16 protein-coding genes and 1 pseudogene are annotated in these 17783 nt (G+C 32.3%); 11 read left to right on the top strand and 6 right to left on the bottom strand.

The annotated features are described in order from the left end of the window. Positions 1 to 68: 68 nt before the first annotated feature. Positions 69 to 2201 (bottom strand): catalase, encoded by a 2133-nt coding sequence (locus tag EV196_RS03795; protein ID WP_132215089.1) that lies wholly within the window; start codon positions 2199 to 2201, stop codon positions 69 to 71. Between the two features lie 550 nt (positions 2202 to 2751). Between EV196_RS03795 and EV196_RS03790 the strand changes: the two genes are divergently transcribed. The 5 genes from EV196_RS03790 (at position 2752) to EV196_RS03770 (ending at position 5654) form a co-directional block, all read left to right on the top strand. Then, the gene (locus EV196_RS03790; RefSeq protein WP_132215087.1) at positions 2752 to 3282 is read left to right on the top strand and encodes a hypothetical protein; all 531 of its coding nucleotides are present in this window, start codon (positions 2752 to 2754) and stop codon (positions 3280 to 3282) included. A gap of 190 nt (positions 3283 to 3472) precedes the next feature. Further along, positions 3473 to 3874 (top strand): VOC family protein, encoded by a 402-nt coding sequence (locus EV196_RS03785; RefSeq protein ID WP_132215085.1) that lies wholly within the window; start codon positions 3473 to 3475, stop codon positions 3872 to 3874. A gap of 173 nt (positions 3875 to 4047) precedes the next feature. Continuing rightward, positions 4048 to 4608, top strand: coding sequence for a YeeE/YedE family protein (locus EV196_RS03780; protein WP_132215083.1), 561 nt, complete (start codon positions 4048 to 4050; stop codon positions 4606 to 4608). A gap of 2 nt (positions 4609 to 4610) precedes the next feature. Continuing rightward, positions 4611 to 5024 (top strand): DUF6691 family protein, encoded by a 414-nt coding sequence (locus tag EV196_RS03775; protein WP_132215081.1) that lies wholly within the window; start codon positions 4611 to 4613, stop codon positions 5022 to 5024. A gap of 105 nt (positions 5025 to 5129) precedes the next feature. Then, positions 5130 to 5654 carry a DUF421 domain-containing protein gene (locus EV196_RS03770; RefSeq protein ID WP_132215079.1) on the top strand — a complete coding sequence of 175 codons (525 nt, stop codon included), beginning with the start codon at positions 5130 to 5132 and terminating at the stop codon, positions 5652 to 5654. A 269-nt stretch (positions 5655 to 5923) separates the two neighbouring features. Here EV196_RS03770 and EV196_RS03765 read toward each other — a convergent pair whose 3' ends face one another. The 5 genes and pseudogenes from EV196_RS03765 to EV196_RS20105 form a co-directional block, all read right to left on the bottom strand. Beyond that, positions 5924 to 6919: an endonuclease/exonuclease/phosphatase family protein gene (locus EV196_RS03765; protein WP_132215077.1), complete on the bottom strand. Its 996-nt coding sequence runs from the start codon at positions 6917 to 6919 to the stop codon at positions 5924 to 5926. Between the two features lie 436 nt (positions 6920 to 7355). After that, entirely contained in the window at positions 7356 to 7523 is a 168-nt protein-coding gene (locus tag EV196_RS19840; RefSeq protein WP_165876095.1) for a hypothetical protein, read from the bottom strand. Beyond that, positions 7516 to 8763 (bottom strand): type II toxin-antitoxin system HipA family toxin, encoded by a 1248-nt coding sequence (locus tag EV196_RS03760; protein WP_132215075.1) that lies wholly within the window; start codon positions 8761 to 8763, stop codon positions 7516 to 7518. Before EV196_RS03760 ends, EV196_RS19840 begins: the two co-directional genes overlap by 8 nt. A gap of 134 nt (positions 8764 to 8897) precedes the next feature. Continuing rightward, positions 8898 to 9140 carry a helix-turn-helix domain-containing protein gene (locus EV196_RS03755; RefSeq protein WP_243652170.1) on the bottom strand — a complete coding sequence of 81 codons (243 nt, stop codon included), beginning with the start codon at positions 9138 to 9140 and terminating at the stop codon, positions 8898 to 8900. Positions 9141 to 9390: 250 nt separating this feature from the next. Beyond that, positions 9391 to 9537 (bottom strand): annotated as a pseudogene (locus tag EV196_RS20105) (ATPase); the annotation flags it as partial. A gap of 110 nt (positions 9538 to 9647) precedes the next feature. Between EV196_RS20105 and EV196_RS03745 the strand changes: the two are divergent. The 6 genes from EV196_RS03745 to EV196_RS03720 all read left to right on the top strand — a co-directional run bounded on the left by EV196_RS03745 (position 9648) and on the right by EV196_RS03720 (position 17748). Beyond that, positions 9648 to 10040: a hypothetical protein gene (locus EV196_RS03745; protein ID WP_132215071.1), complete on the top strand. Its 393-nt coding sequence runs from the start codon at positions 9648 to 9650 to the stop codon at positions 10038 to 10040. A 171-nt stretch (positions 10041 to 10211) separates the two neighbouring features. Beyond that, on the top strand, positions 10212 to 10580 hold the full coding sequence (locus tag EV196_RS03740) for a hypothetical protein (protein ID WP_132215069.1): 369 nt from the start codon (positions 10212 to 10214) through the stop codon (positions 10578 to 10580). A 925-nt stretch (positions 10581 to 11505) separates the two neighbouring features. Continuing rightward, positions 11506 to 13746: a sialate O-acetylesterase gene (locus EV196_RS03735; protein WP_165876094.1), complete on the top strand. Its 2241-nt coding sequence runs from the start codon at positions 11506 to 11508 to the stop codon at positions 13744 to 13746. 295 nt (positions 13747 to 14041) lie between these two features. After that, a complete protein-coding gene (locus tag EV196_RS03730; RefSeq protein ID WP_132215065.1) occupies positions 14042 to 15088 on the top strand; it encodes a glycoside hydrolase family protein in 1047 nt (348 codons plus the stop codon). Between the two features lie 34 nt (positions 15089 to 15122). Then, positions 15123 to 16325 (top strand): putative glycoside hydrolase, encoded by a 1203-nt coding sequence (locus tag EV196_RS03725; RefSeq protein ID WP_132215063.1) that lies wholly within the window; start codon positions 15123 to 15125, stop codon positions 16323 to 16325. A 28-nt stretch (positions 16326 to 16353) separates the two neighbouring features. Further along, positions 16354 to 17748 (top strand): sulfatase-like hydrolase/transferase, encoded by a 1395-nt coding sequence (locus EV196_RS03720; protein ID WP_132215061.1) that lies wholly within the window; start codon positions 16354 to 16356, stop codon positions 17746 to 17748. The last annotated feature ends 35 nt before the right edge of the window (positions 17749 to 17783 follow it).

Below are 17783 nucleotides of genomic sequence, written 5' to 3'. Positions count from 1 at the left end.
GCGCCCTATGATAAGTAACTTTATTCAAAAAATTCAAATTTGGGTATTATTGTTTTATTGCAATAATATTAAGCTGGTATCTTAGCCGCTATATCCATTCTATCCCAATTTCGATGTTTTGAAATGGCATCAATAAAATCTTTTGGGTTTTTATTTATTAATACTGAATTATCATCTTTATAATCTACTACAAATGTTGTGTCAATTAAGCTTTCCGCTTCATTGTTAGCTGCAATGGCTTTACAATGTTTGAAAATTTCATTAATAAATTTTTTAAATTTGGGTTCTTTTTTTAGGCTATCAATACTTTTCTTTCCACCAGGAATATATACCGCATCAAATAGTACACTTTCTGTGGTCATGATGGCAGCATCCACTTCATGCTCCATATTTTCATCACAAGTAATGGTGCCTCCGTGAGGCGAAATTAATTTTAACATAGCACCTTCTTTTTCCAATGGTTTTGCCATAGAATTATAATCGCTCATAGAAAATCCGTCTGCTGCTAAAACAGCTATTTTTCTGGTTTCTATACTGTTAAATTTAGTATTGGCTTGACTTAAAGCAGGATCGCTGTTTAAATAATTTTTTTTCTTTGGTGGTTGATGTTTCTCAATATCTGCATCTGCACCAATAGCCTGATTAATGGGTTCTTCAATATTTTCTGGAATTTTTAAGCCTAAACCTTTTGCTACTTTATTTGCTAAATCCATATCAATTTGTGAAATAAGCCATAACATTCTTTCCTTGATATGCTTTTGGCTGCATTTACCAAGTTCAAAAGTATAGGCTTCTGCCACATGTTTTTGTTCCCAATTTGCAAGACTTCTGTAGAATAATGCTGGTTGAGAAAAATGATCGTTAAAGCTTTCGCTTCGAGTTCTTATTTTCTTGGCATCGATACGTTCTTCATAAGAATGAAATGCCCCTTCGGCCATTTTTGCTAAATGCGGACAACCACCTCCTAAACTGTTGGGGAAATAGGCTGTTTGACCTTTAGGTATATCCATTTGCATGTGTCCATCACGCTGATTGTTGTGCACCTCGCCAACTGGCCTATTGATAGGTATTTGGTGGAAATTAGGACTACCTAATCGTGATAATTGTGTGTCTCTATAAGAAAACAAGCGTCCTTGCAATAATGGGTCGTTTGTAAAGTCAATACCTGGAACTATATGTCCAGGAAGAAAGGCAACCTGTTCAGTTTCTGCGAAAAAATTTTCAGGATTCCGGTTTAAAGTCATTTTACCTATAATTTCAACGGAAACAAGTTCTTCAGGAATTAATTTAGTAGGATCTAATAAATCAAATTCAAATTTATGTTCATCTTCTTGTGCCACAATTTGAATACCTAATTCCCATTCAGGATAATGCCCTGCTTCAATGGCATCCCATAAATCACGTCTATGAAAATCAGAATCTGCTCCATTTATTTTCACGGCTTCATCCCAGGTTACCGAGTGTACGCCTAATTTGGGTTTCCAATGAAATTTTACAAAATGCGATTCCCCTTTTTTGTTTATTAATCGAAAGGTGTGAATTCCAAAACCTTCCATCATACGGTAACTACGCGGAATAGCTCGGTCGCTCATCACCCATATTTGATTATGGAGCGTTTCGGTGGTGCGAGATATAAAATCGTAAAAAGTGTCATGGGCAGATGCCGCTTGCGGAATTTCCTTATTTGGTTCTGGTTTTACAGAATGGATTAAATCTGGAAATTTCATAGCATCTTGAATAAAAAATATGGGCATATTGTTTCCTACCAAATCCCAAGTACCTTCTTCAGTATAAAATTTAACAGCAAACCCACGTACATCCCTTGCTAAATCTGGAGAACCTTTGGAGCCAGCAACAGTTGAAAATCTTGCAAATACTGGAGTTTTACGGGTTGTATCAGTAAATATTCCAGCTTTACTATATTTTTCAATGCTATCATATAGTTCGAAATGCCCATGTGCCCCGCTACCTCTTGCATGAACAATACGTTCTGGAATACGCTCATGATCAAAATGAGTAATTTTCTCGCGTAGCAAAAAATCTTCTAAAAGAGTAGAACCACGATCACCATTTTTAAGAGAATTATTAGTGTCATTTACCTTCAAACCTTGGTTTGTTGTCATAACCTTATTCTCAGCATTTTTCTCAAATTGCTTTAAACTTTTTGTTTTCTGATTAGTAGAGTTTATATTTTTTTCCATGAATAAAAAATTAAAGATTTGTTTTAAAAGTCGAAAAAATTAAATGCTCTAAATTCTTAGATTTTAAATAAAATAATTAACACAATTGCATTAATTAATGACTGTATTGCATTACGCTAGAAATTTATGCGGTATGGCTCATGAAAATATTTTTAATCAAAATAAATTCTTAAATAGTATTCAGTTTATGTTTATTTCTAACAATTTAAATTCATTTGAATTGGATCATTTTGATTGTATTTTTAAGAATAAATTATAGAAAATTTTAATTTTTTTTACGGTAATGGCTTACAAGTTTAAAAGCTAAACTTATGGAGCACTTTCAAAGTTAAAACCTATACTAATATTAGAAAACATACGAAGTTTTATCCTTTAAAATATTCTATCATTACCATTTTAAGTGGCATTAAAAAAAGGACTTTTAATACTGGTTTTTATATTTTGTTTAATTAATGAATAATTTAAATAAGTTAATTTTTTGATGATTTGAGATAATTAATCAGGTAATTAATAGAGATATTGCTGCTTTAATACATAAAATAAAATAAAAATGGAAAATTATAGATTTAAAGAAACGCGTATAGATAGAGTGTTTTCTACTGCTGAAAGCGCAAACGATTATTATGATTTTTTAATAAAATCAGGTTATAAAAATGATGACATCACAGTTATCATGTCAGAAAAAACCAAGGAAATTTTTTATGCCACTAATGAACATGTTTCAAATACTGGCGAAGACGCATTGAAAGGAGCAGGTGCCGGGGTTGCCATTGGTGGATCTGTTGGTGCGGTAGTAGGCGCAGTGGTAGCTATTGGTACATCAATTATTATTCCTGGACTTGGTATTGCGATTGCAGGACCCATTGCTGGGGCTCTAATTGGTGCAGGTGCAGGTGGAACAGGAGGCGCAATTATAGGTGCTTTAACTAATGCAGGTTTATCAAATTCTGTTGCAACGGAATATAAAGACGCTATGGATAAAGGTCATATTATTATTTCTGTAGAGCCTAAAGACAGACATGACATTGTTTTGAGCAAAACTTATGGAACAGAAATTTATAATGGGTACAATATGAGATAACGTGCTTAAATAAATTGAAAATTAAGGGATAATATTATTATCCCTTTTTATATAGCTTTAGTACCTATCATTTTTGAAAAGTCAAATCAAACTAAAGTATATTTTTTTCAATTTATAAATTATAAAACCATAGTACATAGGTATAAATAGATTTTACTTAGTTACACGTATAATATAAATTTAAAAAATTATGAAAATTCAAGCATATTTATCATTTAGAGGAAATTGTCAAGAAGCATTAAGTTTTTATGCCGATTTATTTAATGCAGACATTATTAATCGTCAAACTTACGAAGATAAAAAAATTGATATTCCATCTTCTTATAGAGATAAACTACAACATGCGGAACTGAAAGGGAAAAATGTTCACTTCATGGCATACGATGTATCGCCAGATACACCTCTTAATAATGGCAATCAAATTCAAATGAGTATTGAGGCTTCTAGTGTAGCTGAAGGAAAAGAAATTTTTGAAAAATTGTCGAGTAAGGGTCAAATACATCATAATTATCGAGAAAGAGAATGGGGGTATTTTGGTCGGTGTACAGACAAATATGGAATTGATTGGATGGTTAACCACAACAACAATTAGTATTCTATTAAAATAAATTCTATAAATACGTAGCCGTTTAAAATAGGATAGAAGTAGAAACGAGTTTTGATAATGCCACATAACCCTCATTATTTTATATGCTGCTGTTGGATATTTAATTTGGTTAAAAAAGTGAAAGATTTTAAATAATTTAATTAATAAAGAACGCTATCATGAAAATAATTTATGAACCTTGGCCTTGGTATGTTGGAGGTCCTTTGATCGCTATTGTCATGTTTTTACTATTATTTGCAGGTAAAAAATTTGGAATGTCTTCAAATTTGCGCACCGTTTGTGCCGCCATGGGTGCAGATAGTGTAACTGGTTATTTTGATTACAAATGGAAATCGAAACGTTGGAATTTGATGGTTGTATTAGGTGCCATTATTGGTGGCTTTATTGCCTCGCACTATATGGGTAACAGTAGTGTGGAAATAAATCCGTTAATAGCCCAACAACTTGCAGAGGACTTTAAAATTAAGAGTGCTGGAGAAAGTTACATGCCACCAGAAATTTTTTCGACTAGTGCGTTAAGCGATCCATTTAATGTTGCTGTGCTATTAATTGGAGGCATATTGGTTGGATTTGGAGCAAGATATGGAGGTGGATGTACTTCAGGGCACGGCGTTTCCGGGTTGAGTAATTTACAGTTACCGTCTTTTATTGCAGTAATAGGATTTTTTATTGGTGGCATAATAATGGTTCATTTTATATATCCTTTAATTTTTACTTAAAAATGAAATATACAACGTATTTAATAATTGGTGTTTTTTTTGGTATTATAATGTATAAATCTGAAGCAGCCTCATGGTTTCGCATTTATGAAATGTTCCATTTTGGTTCATTTCATATGTATGGTCTCATGGGTTCTGCTGTCGTTATCGGAATTTTAGGAGTTCAAGTAATTAAAAGAAACAACATTAAACCAATCGACGGTAATAAAATGAAGTTAAAACCTAAAAAGAAAACAGTGATACGCTATATTTTAGGTGGTATTATTTTTGGCTTAGGTTGGGGGCTTGCTGGTGTATGTCCAGGGCCTATGTATGTACTAGCAGGAGCAGGTTATTATTCCATATTTATTGTAATTGTTGGGGCTTTATTAGGCACTTTTATTTATGGAATACTTAAAAAAAAGCTGCCCCATTAATCTCAATTAATAAATTTAACTGGTATGCATAATTTTATTTTATGTGCAGATATCATTAAAGGTTAATTTAATTGTTGAATAAGTTTATGTGTAAAAATACAGGTTATGGCACTAAAGGAAATTTTAATACTCATTGCATCAGTTTTTGGAATCTTTTCAATAATAATTATAATTACTCGAATTTTTGGTTTAAGAACTTTTGCAAAAATGTCTAGTTTTGATTTTGCATCAACAATAGCTATTGGTTCAGTTTTAGCATCGATAATTTTAAATTCTGATTATTCCCTTTTTAAAGGAGCTGTAACATTATTCACTATCATTGGATTTCAAACACTTTTTTCGTTTTTGGTGAGAAAAAACGAATTCTTTAAGCAGCTCTTTACCAATAAGCCTCGCATAATAATGTGGAATGGAAAAATTTTGAACGATAGATTAAAACGATGTAATGTGGGACATGATGATCTTATTGCAAAGCTAAGAGAAGCGAATGTTCACAATTTTGATGAAGTAAAAGCCGTAATTTTTGAAAGTACGGGAGATATATCTGTAATCCACAATAGCCATGATAAGTCAATTGAGCCACAATTATTAAGTGATGTAAATACGCTAGGGGTTAATGATAACCATTAGGAATAAATAAATAATTGATTAACGTGCGGTAGTATTAAGATTGTCTAAAGCTTTTTCCATAATGATACAATTATGAAGAATTCCTAAGATAGGAACTTTAAAATTTTCAAATAGTTTTGGTACTGTTTAGATGTTATAATCTTCAATATATTTGAACTACTTTTAATTTTAGACCATTTTAAAAATCTGGAAATAATGATATTTGGGTTAGATATAACTGTTATGTTATAATAATTGATATTTCTTATTCGAGATGATTTCTCACTTTTTTATAACACTAATTCCACATAAATTGGAAAATGATCAGACCCTATATAATCCAAGCGCTCAATTTTTTTTAAACGAAATTCTTTAGTAACATACACATGATCTAGTGGCCAGCGCATTAAAAAGTTTTCAGCGTTATAAGAATTATAAAAACCTCTTCCTGTCCTTATATCAAAAAGTAAATTTTTTGTGTTAGTTAATTCATCAACATTGGACCAAACCACATCATTTAAGTCCCCCATAACTATAGTTGGTGAATTCTTGCTTTCAATTTGTTTTCCCAATTTTTTCATAGCAATTTCATGCTGGCCTTCATTGTCGGGCAAATTCTTAAAATGGGCTGGTGGGACGGGATGAACGCAATATAGGTCTACTTTTTTGCCATTTAAAAGTGTTAACATACTTTCAATTAAAGGCACATTTTTATTATTTACGTAATCAACCTTTAACTTGTCCAAAGGAAATTTACTATATAAAACCATTCCATAAGCGACTTCATTTATTATTTCTTTTGAATAAGGATATAACATTTCAATGCTATGTAATTGCCTATCCAACCATGTATCAATTTCCATAGCTAACAGGAGGTCGGGTTTTTTTATGTCAATTTGCTCCAGTAGCGGTTGCATATTTCGATTAGACATTTTTACATTAACAATTAAAATACTTATCAATTCGTCATTTGGATTCAAAAAATTTTGCGAAGGAACCGTTGTTGCTACAAATGGTGTGTAGTTAATAAGGTATCTTCCATTTATTACTAAACCGAGAAGTAAGGCGAAAATTATTAAATAATTATACCAATATCGGAATTTAAATACAAAAAATACAATTATTAAACAAACTAGGGTTACTAAAAAAAACTGAATTCTAGGAAAATCTAACATTTTTAAATAGCGAGATTCCGTATTACGGAAAACCGATAAAATTGAGCTTACAACAACCAACACTGCTATTGAATACAAAATGATGATTAATAATTTCCTTATTTTTTCCATTTTTTTATTTTCAAATTCCATTGTTATGGAATATACAAACAGGTAAAAAAGTCTAATATTTATCTTTCACACTTGCTCTAATAAATTACTTTTTCTTTATTGATTTCTACTTAATTTAAATTTTAAGATTCGATTATTAAATTTAATTGATTCGTTTACAATAGATTGACTCATATAAAATTATTTATATCCTTATCAAGACCATTGAAATTATTTAAAAACTAACTTAATAAGAAATAGTTAAAGAAAACTTTTTTAAAATTTTCATTTTTCATATATTTAAATTGGAAGCCAAATGATATTGGTTTTTGAGATAGGTTTATTAACCAAAACAGTTCCGTAGCAAACATAGCAAGCCCACTTCTTCCTTTGAAAGACTTTTAGTGTTATTTAAAAGTTTATTAACCTCTTTTCAAAATATTGAATAGTACCTCCTTCAAGATATTGCCGCTTTAATGTTCTCGTCAAGTAATTTTTGGTCTTCCTTATTAACCACACCTAATTCAGCTAAAGCAATCGAAGCAATCATTGTTTCTGACTGGGTTCTAAAATATTTAGCCGAAAATTCTTCTCCCATAACTTCACGAATATAAGGACTATACATTAAACGCTTTTTGCATCAATTCTATTTCTTTATTAGGAATACCAATTTTTGTTGCGATTTCTTTCCAAGGTGTTACAGCTGCTATAACTTCATCTAAAATACGATTCATTTTGTTTTCGTCTAAGCGAAAATACATGCCTATACTTTTTGCTAAATCATAATCTAACGCATTGTTATCCATGTCTATGTTTAAAGCTAAGACATCTTTATCTATAGACGGGTTGAGGTCGTAAGCAGGGGAGAGTTCCCAGCCGTCTTCATTAATTATAAACCCATGATTGCGTAAATGATCATCGGTATTTGAAATGGCAATATTAAAAACAATACGGCGCCAAAGTTGCTCAAGATTACTTTCGATATTACTACCATGGTTTTGGATAAACTCTGCTAATTCCAAATAACTTGCTTGATGATCTCTGATGGTATCTTCGTTATTACCTGTTATGGTAATAGATGATGCAAAATGAATTCTTTCGCCATTTTCTCTATCGAAACGTTTTGTAAAAAACGTATTGTAGTTTCCGATAACCTTTTGGATTTTACATTCGGACATGTATATACCTGCTTTTATTGCCAATTGATATGCTAGATATTCCCAGGCAGCTTTATCTGTAGTATCGTTTTTTGCTGGAAATTTAGCAATCCACAAATTTTTATCGTTATCTAGAATGTTGGCTTTCGGTCTTGCACCCCCTAAAGAGGAACCAGGTGCCATTAAAATCGCTAACCATTGTCTTGCGTCATCGCTGTCGGTATCATTTTCAAAGTTTTGAGCGGCATCTTGAAGTTCTCGTATTGATGACCAAGGTGGTGTTGGAGTCAGATTGTTATTATCTAAAAATGGACCATTTAAGTCTGTTTTAAATCTTAATGCTCCCATACGGCTTTCGTCATATACACCCAACAAGTAGTCGATTTCATATAGCGTTTTTGCTTTTTCTCCAGTTGTAGCAGCTTCTTGTGAGGCTCTTCTTTTCATAAGTGTACGTCCCCAAGTATCTGGCATACTGTCTAAAAAGACACCAAAATTTTCTTTGTTATTTGGATATTGTGGACCACCATAAAACTGAATATCTGGATCTAATAGCATTTGGTTTTTAGATTTGATCCAGTTTTTGTAATACTCAAAACTAAAGGCCTTTTTTCCTTTCGCGTTTAGAGCTGAAAGGGTGCCTATTAATTGAGGTTCTTGCATTGGTTTCCAATGGGCGAATACGTATATGTCTAGTTTCTTGGACATTTTTAGATTACTTTATTTATTAACTTTAAATTATACCTGACTGCCACTGGCAGTCCTCCTCTTAATATCAAATGGTTGGCATATTAGGTTTTTTCGTGAGATTGCTTCGCATTTGCTCGCAATGACGGGTGTTTTTATAATAATTCTAAATCTTGTAATTTTCTTCCAAATTCATCATCGGCTGCTAGTTTTAAGAAATCGTCTTGCAATCCTAATACTCTTAATACATTGAAATAGGCACCTATTGATACTTTAGAACTGCCTTTTTCTATTTGATATAAGGTTGTTCTGTCTATATCTGCTCTCTCAGAAACTTGAGTTGTTGTTAACTTTCGCCTTTTTCTAGCTAGCTTAATATTTTCTCCCAAACGTTCCATAATTTCCTGATGTTTCGGGAAGATTATGTTTTTCTTTGATTTCATTTTGTTGATTATTTTCCCCAAAAAATATTATAATTGTGGATAATATGCAACATTTTGTGTTTTTTATTTTTTTTACATGATCTTTTAAATAATTAAAATATCAGTTTAAACTGATGAGATTGCCACGTCTCGCACTCCTCGCAATGATGTAAACACGAGTAAATTATTGGATTATTTACGCTCGTTTAATAAACATGGGTAAAATTTACCTTCGTTTGTCTTTTGAATTATTATTAAAGGCTATTAGATTGAAGGATTCTCTTAATCTGCTTCTCACGCGATTGCCATAGTAGTATTCTAATTCTGATGCTGATAGATTTGTTGTGAGATGTGTTTTAACCCTTCGGTCTGAAGATTTTTTAAGAACTAAATTATTAGCTATGTATTATGATAAACACCAAGACGATAAAGCTGTACAACGAGAAAAATTACAGAAGCACTTAAGAGATTTAGATATTTAAAATGATTCCACTTAACACTTTATCGTTAGCTATTGTAAATGCTCATTTTGAATTTGTAGTCGAAAGATTAGAAAAAAGTATCACGTATGTTTTGAAAAATGGTTGTAGGCATAAAGGGAGTAAATATACAGAAGTAGGTAATGAACGTATATTTTTAAATTCTCTAAAGCGGAGAACTAATTTAAAACGCTTAATAACTGCAAGTCCAAAAGAATTAGAGATATTAAGACGTTTTATGTTGATTCGTTTTCCAAACATACATTCGAATAATGATAACTTAAATCGTTTGTTATATAAAATTTTTGTCTCTGATGGTTATGGCGCTATAGATAATCACGCTTTTATAGCCAATTTAAAAGTAGACACTTGTCCTTATTGTAATAGAAATTTATAGTTTGTCTAAAACTGCGATGATAAAACCAGAGTTAGACCATTATTATCCAAAAAGCTTATATCCTTATTTTGGTGTTAGTTTTTATAATTTAATTCCAAGTTGTCAATCTTGCAATGGTTTAGGAGTCAAAGGAGAGAATGATCCCTTTTCAATAAAAATGGGTCGCCTTATTTGATTAAAAATGATGCTTATAAATTTACTTTTAATTTAACAAAATTAGATTATCTGTCACCTCTTGATGGCAAGAGTAGTGTTGAGATAAAATTCTCAAAAAAAGTAAATGGTAATGTAGATGTTTTTAAACTTGACCAACTATATCAATTGCATAATGACCACGTTTTAGAATTAATTGTTAAGTCTAAAGTAAATTACAATGATAAATACAGAAAGTATTTAAAGGATTTCAAAGGCTTGTCATTCTCAGATGCTGAAATAGACAGAGTTTTAATTGGTAATTATACTTCATTAACAGAACTACATAAAAGACCTTTTTCAAAATTATATAGAGATATAGCTTTGGAGTTAGGCTTAATCATATAAAACTTACAATAAAAAAAACACCCAAATCTAATAGATTTGGGTGTAATACTGGGTGTAAAAATCATAAATAACTGATTGTCAGTTGAAATTACGGAGAAAGAGGAACTATCCAAAATCTGATTTTTATAGCATTTACAGAGCTTAAAACGCCCCTAAAAATTTACTGACACCGAATTAGCCCCTTTTTAACATTTATTTAACTTTACTTATGTCATTTGACCTCAATTAGTTTAATATAATAGGTCAACGTTTAGTTTTAATTATGGTGTTTTAAAACCACTAAATATCTTTTTTTCAAATTAATATTATTTAGCATTATTTTAGTTAAAATGACACAGCTCATTTTAATGAATTTGGCTACAGTCAAATATATAACAAAAAAGTAGATGCTTAAATCTCGCTATTAATTGTCCATTTTTTTGTTATAAGTTTAGTAATCATTTGGTCAAATATGATAGTTTAATTCTCAAATTTAGCATAGTTTGTAAAAATGAAATAATTAAGGCAATAATGATGGATAAGAGTAAATAGTTGATAGAATAGAGAAAATACCCCTAGGAATGTTTTTTTAATTTTAAAAAATTATTAAAATATTCAATTAGGGTGTAGTTAATGAAATCTGCAATCAAAAATGCATTTAGGATTTTATTTTTGTCGCGAAGGAGTTAAGACTTCTGTACAATGGAGTTTGGATAAAAAAATAATAGAAATATCTCATTTCGCAGAGAGATACCGTGTTTGATTAAAAATTTCCTTTTGAAATAGGTAACATATGATTTAATGCGTACAATAATATCAGTTATTCAAAATATGGTGATTTTTATCATTCATTGAATCTTAAAAAAGGAAATGAAATGGATACCAAGGTGAACCTAAAATAGTATTTTTAATTATCAAAAAGTTGATGAATATTACAAAAATCAATATGAAAAATTTTAAAGCATGTTTATGTATCTACGTTTTTTTATTTGCAATAAGCAATTTGTTTGCTCAAAAAATAAATTTTACTGAAGCTCCAGAAGATTATCGATTATATGCCCGTGATGCATCGGATAGTGCTTTGGTTTTTATCTCAGGGAATATAAAAGGTGAGCCAGATTTTGAAGAATACTCATTAAAAGTATTTAAAGATGATGAGCTCTTTGTTAAAGAAATGGGGAGTCTGGAGAATAAGAAATTTTCAATTTCGACAAAAATCAATTCAGGTTTACACAAGTATAGGTTTGAGTTTTATGTCAGAAAAAATAATAAAGACAATCTTTATTTTGTCGCAGATAACATTGTTTGCGGTGATGCTTACATAATTACAGGCCAATCCAATTCCCATGCTAGTAGTCCCTTATCAACCTATAGTAATCCCTATTGCAGAAGTTTTGGTGTAAAAACAGGTTTTGAACTTTATAATAATGAAGATCAAGAAGTACGCTGGGGTTTAGCTTCTGGTAATTGTCCTGATTTGAAAAAGGATATTGGCGGTTGGTTTACTAAAAATCCATATGGAGTAGGTGTTTGGGGAATGGAACTCATGAGGTTAATTGTTGAAAAATACAAAGTGCCCGTATGTATCATCAATGGTGGTAGCGGTTCTTCATCAATTGAAGAAAATATGCTATATCCAGAACAATCCTCTCTTGAAACTAGCTTTGGTCGATTGGCTTATCGTGTAAATCAAGCAGGTCTAAAAGATAAAATTAAAGCTGTTTTTTGGCATCAGGGTGAATCCAATTCGAATACAAAAGAAAGTGTTCAAGCGTATGAATCAAATTTTGACAACCTGCTAAAAGATTGGAAAAGAGTATATACAGGATTAGAAAAAATTTATTTGTTTCAATTGCATCCCGGTTGTGGTCAATCGCCTGAAAGTTTTGGTGGTGAGATGCGTGATCTTCAAACCCATATTACTGAAAAATATGATATGATTGATATTATGTCGACCCTAGGAGTACCTGGGCACGATGGTTGTCATTTTTCGTATGAAGGCTATCTTGAATTTGCACGACGTATTTTTCCTTTGGTTTCAAGGGATTTCTATAACCAAACTCCTAAAGGAATGATCAGTCCACCAAAACTGGTTAAAGCACAATATTTAGATAAAACCAAAATCGTTTTAGAATTTGATCAAGCTGTTGTTCTAGAAGATAAAAAAGAAGTTAAGGGAAAAGAATGTTTTCTAAAAGACCAATTCTTTTTTGATTTTAAAGACGATAGCAGTACAGCACTTGGTATTATTAATAGGATCGAAGTGAAGGATAAGAATGTAATTCTGACTCTTAACAAAGAATCTGATTTTAAAGATGTTACTTATTTGCCTAATAAATTTTATACAGGTACAACTACAATTTACAATGGCCCATGGTTAAACGGTGCCGAAAATAATATAGGAGCTTTGAGTTTTTATAAGAAACCTATTTTGGATCAAAATGCGTTGTCTAATAAAGAAGCTTCATTATGGAAAGGTTTCAAGATGATAGATTCTACCTTGAATGGAGTGAAATTTAAAATTGTTTTTCCAAAAAAAGCCAATGCGAATAAGCATTGGATTTGGCGTGCACGTTTTTGGGGACATGAACCACAAACAGATTTAGCGCTTTTGGAACAAGGTTTTCATTTGGTTTATATTGAAGTAGGAGGGTTGTTTGGTAATGAGCGGGCTATGAAAATTTGGGATGGTTTTTATGAATATGTTACCAATAAATACAAGTTAAACTCAAAAGTGGTATTGGAAGGAATGAGTCGAGGCGGTCTTATTATTTTTAATTGGGGTAATCGTAATGCTGAAAAAGTAGCCTGTATCTACGCTGACGCTCCTGTTTGCGATTTTAAAAGTTGGCCTGCAGGAAAAGGAAAGGGTGAGGGATCTGCAGGGGCATGGGCGAGTTGTTTAAAGGCGTATGGTTTTTCTGAGGAGGTAGCATTACTCTACAACGGGAATCCTATCAATCACATGGAAAACCTAGCTAGTCACCAAGTGACTATTTTATGCGTAGTTGGAGATGTTGATACCGTAGTTCCTTTTGCGGAAAACACAGCTTTACTACAAAAAAGATTGATTTCAATGGATTGGGATTTAACAATTATTCATAAACCAGATGTAGGGCATCATCCCCATTCGTTTAAAGATCCAAAACCTATTGTTGACTTTATTTTACTGAACACTCAAAAATAAACAAAAGAAGTAAAAAAGGAAGTTAAAGACGTGATGTATTGCGTTTATTCGGAGGAACAAAATCAAGTATGCGTGCTATAAAAAAGGAGATTGGGAATTGATAAAGGATGATGCTATAGGAGTATTATATTTTCTTTTTAAGGAAGTTTAAAGTGTATAAAAAACTGAAAAGGAGATATAAGGTACTTTGTATGCATGGTTTCGGACGATATACACTTTTTCAGCAACATAATGGAGGAATAGAGCAAATCTATGAAGAGGTTTTATATGATATTTACTTTTTAAATAAAAGACAATGAAATATAAAATTCAATTTGCGGTTTTAGGGATAATCACTCTTCTGATTTTTTCTTGCAAAAATGTTTCAATTAAAGAATCGTCTTTTGTTAAATCTCAGGTGTCAGGTAAATACATTTTAGATGCACCGGAAGGAGTTTGGCATTGGGGAATGGCACCTATTTATGACGTAAAGGGGAAGTTACATGTGTTCATGTCCTCAATTCCTAATAAAGGAAGTTGGGTACGAAACAGTAGTATTGTGCATTATACCGCCAATTCTCCCGAAGGGCCTTATACCTTTGTCGATACCACATTTACGAGTAAAACCCATACCTATCACAATCCACAAATTTCTAAAGTTGGCGATATCTATGTTTTAGTGTATTTATGGAAAAATAGTAAAACGGAAACTATTAATCAGGAAATTGGCATTGCAACTACCAAAACATTAAATGGACCTTGGATCGAAAGTCCTAATAATCCAGTACTTAAAGCTTCAGGAAAACAAGGAGACGGGGCGACAATTATTCACGCTTCAAATCCTACTTTTTTACAAGACAAAGATGGGAAATTCAGGATTTATTATAAATCAATAACCGATGCTTATGGTAATGAAAGACACCGAGAGATTTCGATGGCTATTAGTGATAAAATTGAAGGACCTTATCGCAATTATGATAAAAACCCGCTCATCAGTTATGCCGAAAAAGGTTTGGATATTGAAGACTGTTATGCTTTCCTATATAAAGATTCCTATTACATAATTGTCGAAGATCGTAAAGGGATTAAAAATATGTTAGAGAATAAAACCGTTGCAGACAGCTTAAACAAACCAGGGGGTTGGAGACCGGGGCTCATTTATAAATCGAATAATGGTTTAAATTGGGAACGACCTGAAATTGGATACAAAACAAATCAAGAATACTTTGGTACCAAATTAGCTCGTACAGAACGTCCCCATATTTTATGGAAAAATGGGGAACCTGAATGTCTTTTTCTTGCTTGTCATGATGAAGATCCTTCGGCAGGATTTTTTGTTAGAATAAAAGGATGGAATCCATAAAAATAATTATCAGTATATCAAACTATATCAAATCATGAATAAATCTGTTAGAATGTTAAATTACCTATTTCTTGTAACTTTATTTTGTTCTTCTTTAATGGCGCAAAATAGTTGTGTTTTAAGTGATGGAAACACTTTTCAAAGCAAGGAATTTTATCCTAAATTTAGTTGGGAGGTAACACCTCAATATTTTATGTTTGGTGATGGAACTCGATTGCTTAGTTCTAAAGAAGTGGCAACCATAGCTGAAAAAACAACTTTCATCTGCATTGAAAAAAATCATGCTCAAAAGACATTAAAATATGCAGAAATCGGTGCTAAACAAGAAATAGCGGCTTTCAAAGCAGTAAACCCTGAAATAAAAGCCTTGTTTTACTTTAATTCAGCATACGCATGGCCATTTACGTCCTACAATGAAAACTTTACAAAAAAGAATATATACCAGCATCCAGAACTTAAAAAATTCTTGATTAAGAAACCAAATAGTGAAGAATTAGAACACCGTAATAACATCTTTCAATTTGATGTGCTGAATCCGGAGTTCCGTGAGTGGTGGGTAAATACCGTTGCAAAAGGTGTTGAATTTTCAGGAGCCGATGGCGTTTTTATTGATCAAATGCATGGGTTTGTTTGGTTACGTAATGAGAAGAAGGTCGAAGTAGAGAAAGCAATGGGGGAGATGATGACGAATTTGAAAGCAAAAATAGGTCCAGACAAAATTTTAATAGGAAATAATGCATCAAGTGTAACAGATGTTTTTCCTGCGATAGATGCTGCTATGTTTGAACATTACAATGCAAAAAAATTAAGCAAAGAGAGTCTTTTAAAAGAATGGGCTGAAATGCTTAATAATGCAAAAGCGGGAAAAATGTCCATATTCCGAATAGGTGTTGAGGCTGAGTGGGATAATGCTCAAGGCGTTGAAGCAACTGTTGGAGGGAAGCACAAACCAAGTGAAAAAGAATTGGAACTTTTGTCAAAAGAACGTTTAGAGTATTACCAAGCTTGTTTTTTAATTGGTGCACAGCCATACAGCTATTTTCAATATGGTTGGGGTTGGAAATTGTCGACAGGACCTTTGGTAGATTATCCTGAGCTACTCAAACCGCTCGGAGCACCAAAAGAGGCATACAAAAGAACGACTCCAAAGGGATGGGAATTTACACGTGAATTTGAACATGCTTCTGTTTGGTTAGACACAGAGAAGAAAGAGGCAAAAATAACTTGGAAAAACTAAATTTTTTAAAATTACAATAAGACAAAAAATGATGATTAAAAAAGAACTTGCTATTTTATTGTTTTGTGTACTACTAACCGCTTGTAAAGGTAAAGTCACAGAAAATATAACTAAAGTCACTCCTAAACCGAATATAATTTTTATCTATGCCGATGATTGGGGATACGAAGATTTAGGTGTTCACGGTAGTACCTTTTGTACCACTCCCAATCTGGATAAAATGGCAAGCGAGGGAATGGATTTTCAGAATTTCTCAGTAAACAATCCCGTTTGTTCTCCAAGTAGAGTAGCGGTGATGACTGGACAATTTCCAGCACGCCATTCTGTGCACGGACATTTTGCTACGGTGGAATCACACATTAAAAGAAATATGCCTGATTGGCTAAATCCGAAAGAAGTCATGTTACCTCGTTTGCTAAAAGAAGCAGGGTACAAAACGGCACATTATGGTAAATGGCATTTATCAAATACAGATGTTCCTGATGCTCCTCCGCCAACAGCATATGGTTATGATGAATTTGATGCCTTTAATTTATCAAGTTGGCTTCCTCAAATGAGCACTGATTCTACGATAACGCGAACAATCAATTTTATAGAAAAAAACAAAAGAAATCCTTTTTTTATTAATGTATGGCTTCATGAACCGCATACCCCACATTATCCAAAAGAGAAGTTTTTGAAGCAATTTTCTCATTTGAATGAACAGCAAAAGGTTTATGCTTCAATCATTGCTGAAGCAGATTATAACATAGGTTTGTTATTTGCAAAATTAAAAGCCTTAGGTTTAGATGAGAATACATTGGTTATTTTTTCTTCGGATAATGGTCCTGAAATCACTGGGGATGACCAACACAAAACTTTAAATGATAATTCTACAGGTCCAGGTTATGGAACCTATTATTCAGTTGGAGAAGCAAAAGATTTAAAAGGCAGAAAACGTTCCTTATTTGCAGGTGGTATTCGAGTTCCATTTATAGTACGTTGGCCTGGTGTAACTCCAAATGGAAAAGTTGATAAGTCAACTCCATTAGCAGCAGTGGATTTACTGCCTACTTTTATCGAATTGGCAGGAGGGAAGTTGCCTAATGATTATGTATCCGATGGGGAAAGCATTAGTACAGCCATCAAAGGAAAACCTTTTACAAGAAAATCCACTATTTACTGGCAGTGGAATTTTGCTAGTAAAAACACCGATTTTTGGCCAAGTCTTGCTATTCAAGAGGGCGACTGGAAGCTACTGATTAATAAAAAAGATAACCGAGAAGAACTTTACAATACTAAAACGGATTGGGCAGAACAAACAAATCAAGCTATAGAAAATCCGGCTAAAGTAAAAGCGATGCTAGCAAAATTGGATGCATGGGAATTAACGTTACCAAAGAATCCTCCAGCAAGTTGTTTCTCTGCAGAAAGAAAAAAATAGTACTCATTCAATTTGAAAACATAAAATAAAGTTTA

Source organism: Mariniflexile fucanivorans (genome assembly GCF_004341235.1).
Classification (GTDB): Bacteria; Bacteroidota; Bacteroidia; order Flavobacteriales; family Flavobacteriaceae; genus Mariniflexile; species Mariniflexile fucanivorans.
This window is presented reverse-complemented; position numbering and strand designations above follow the sequence as displayed.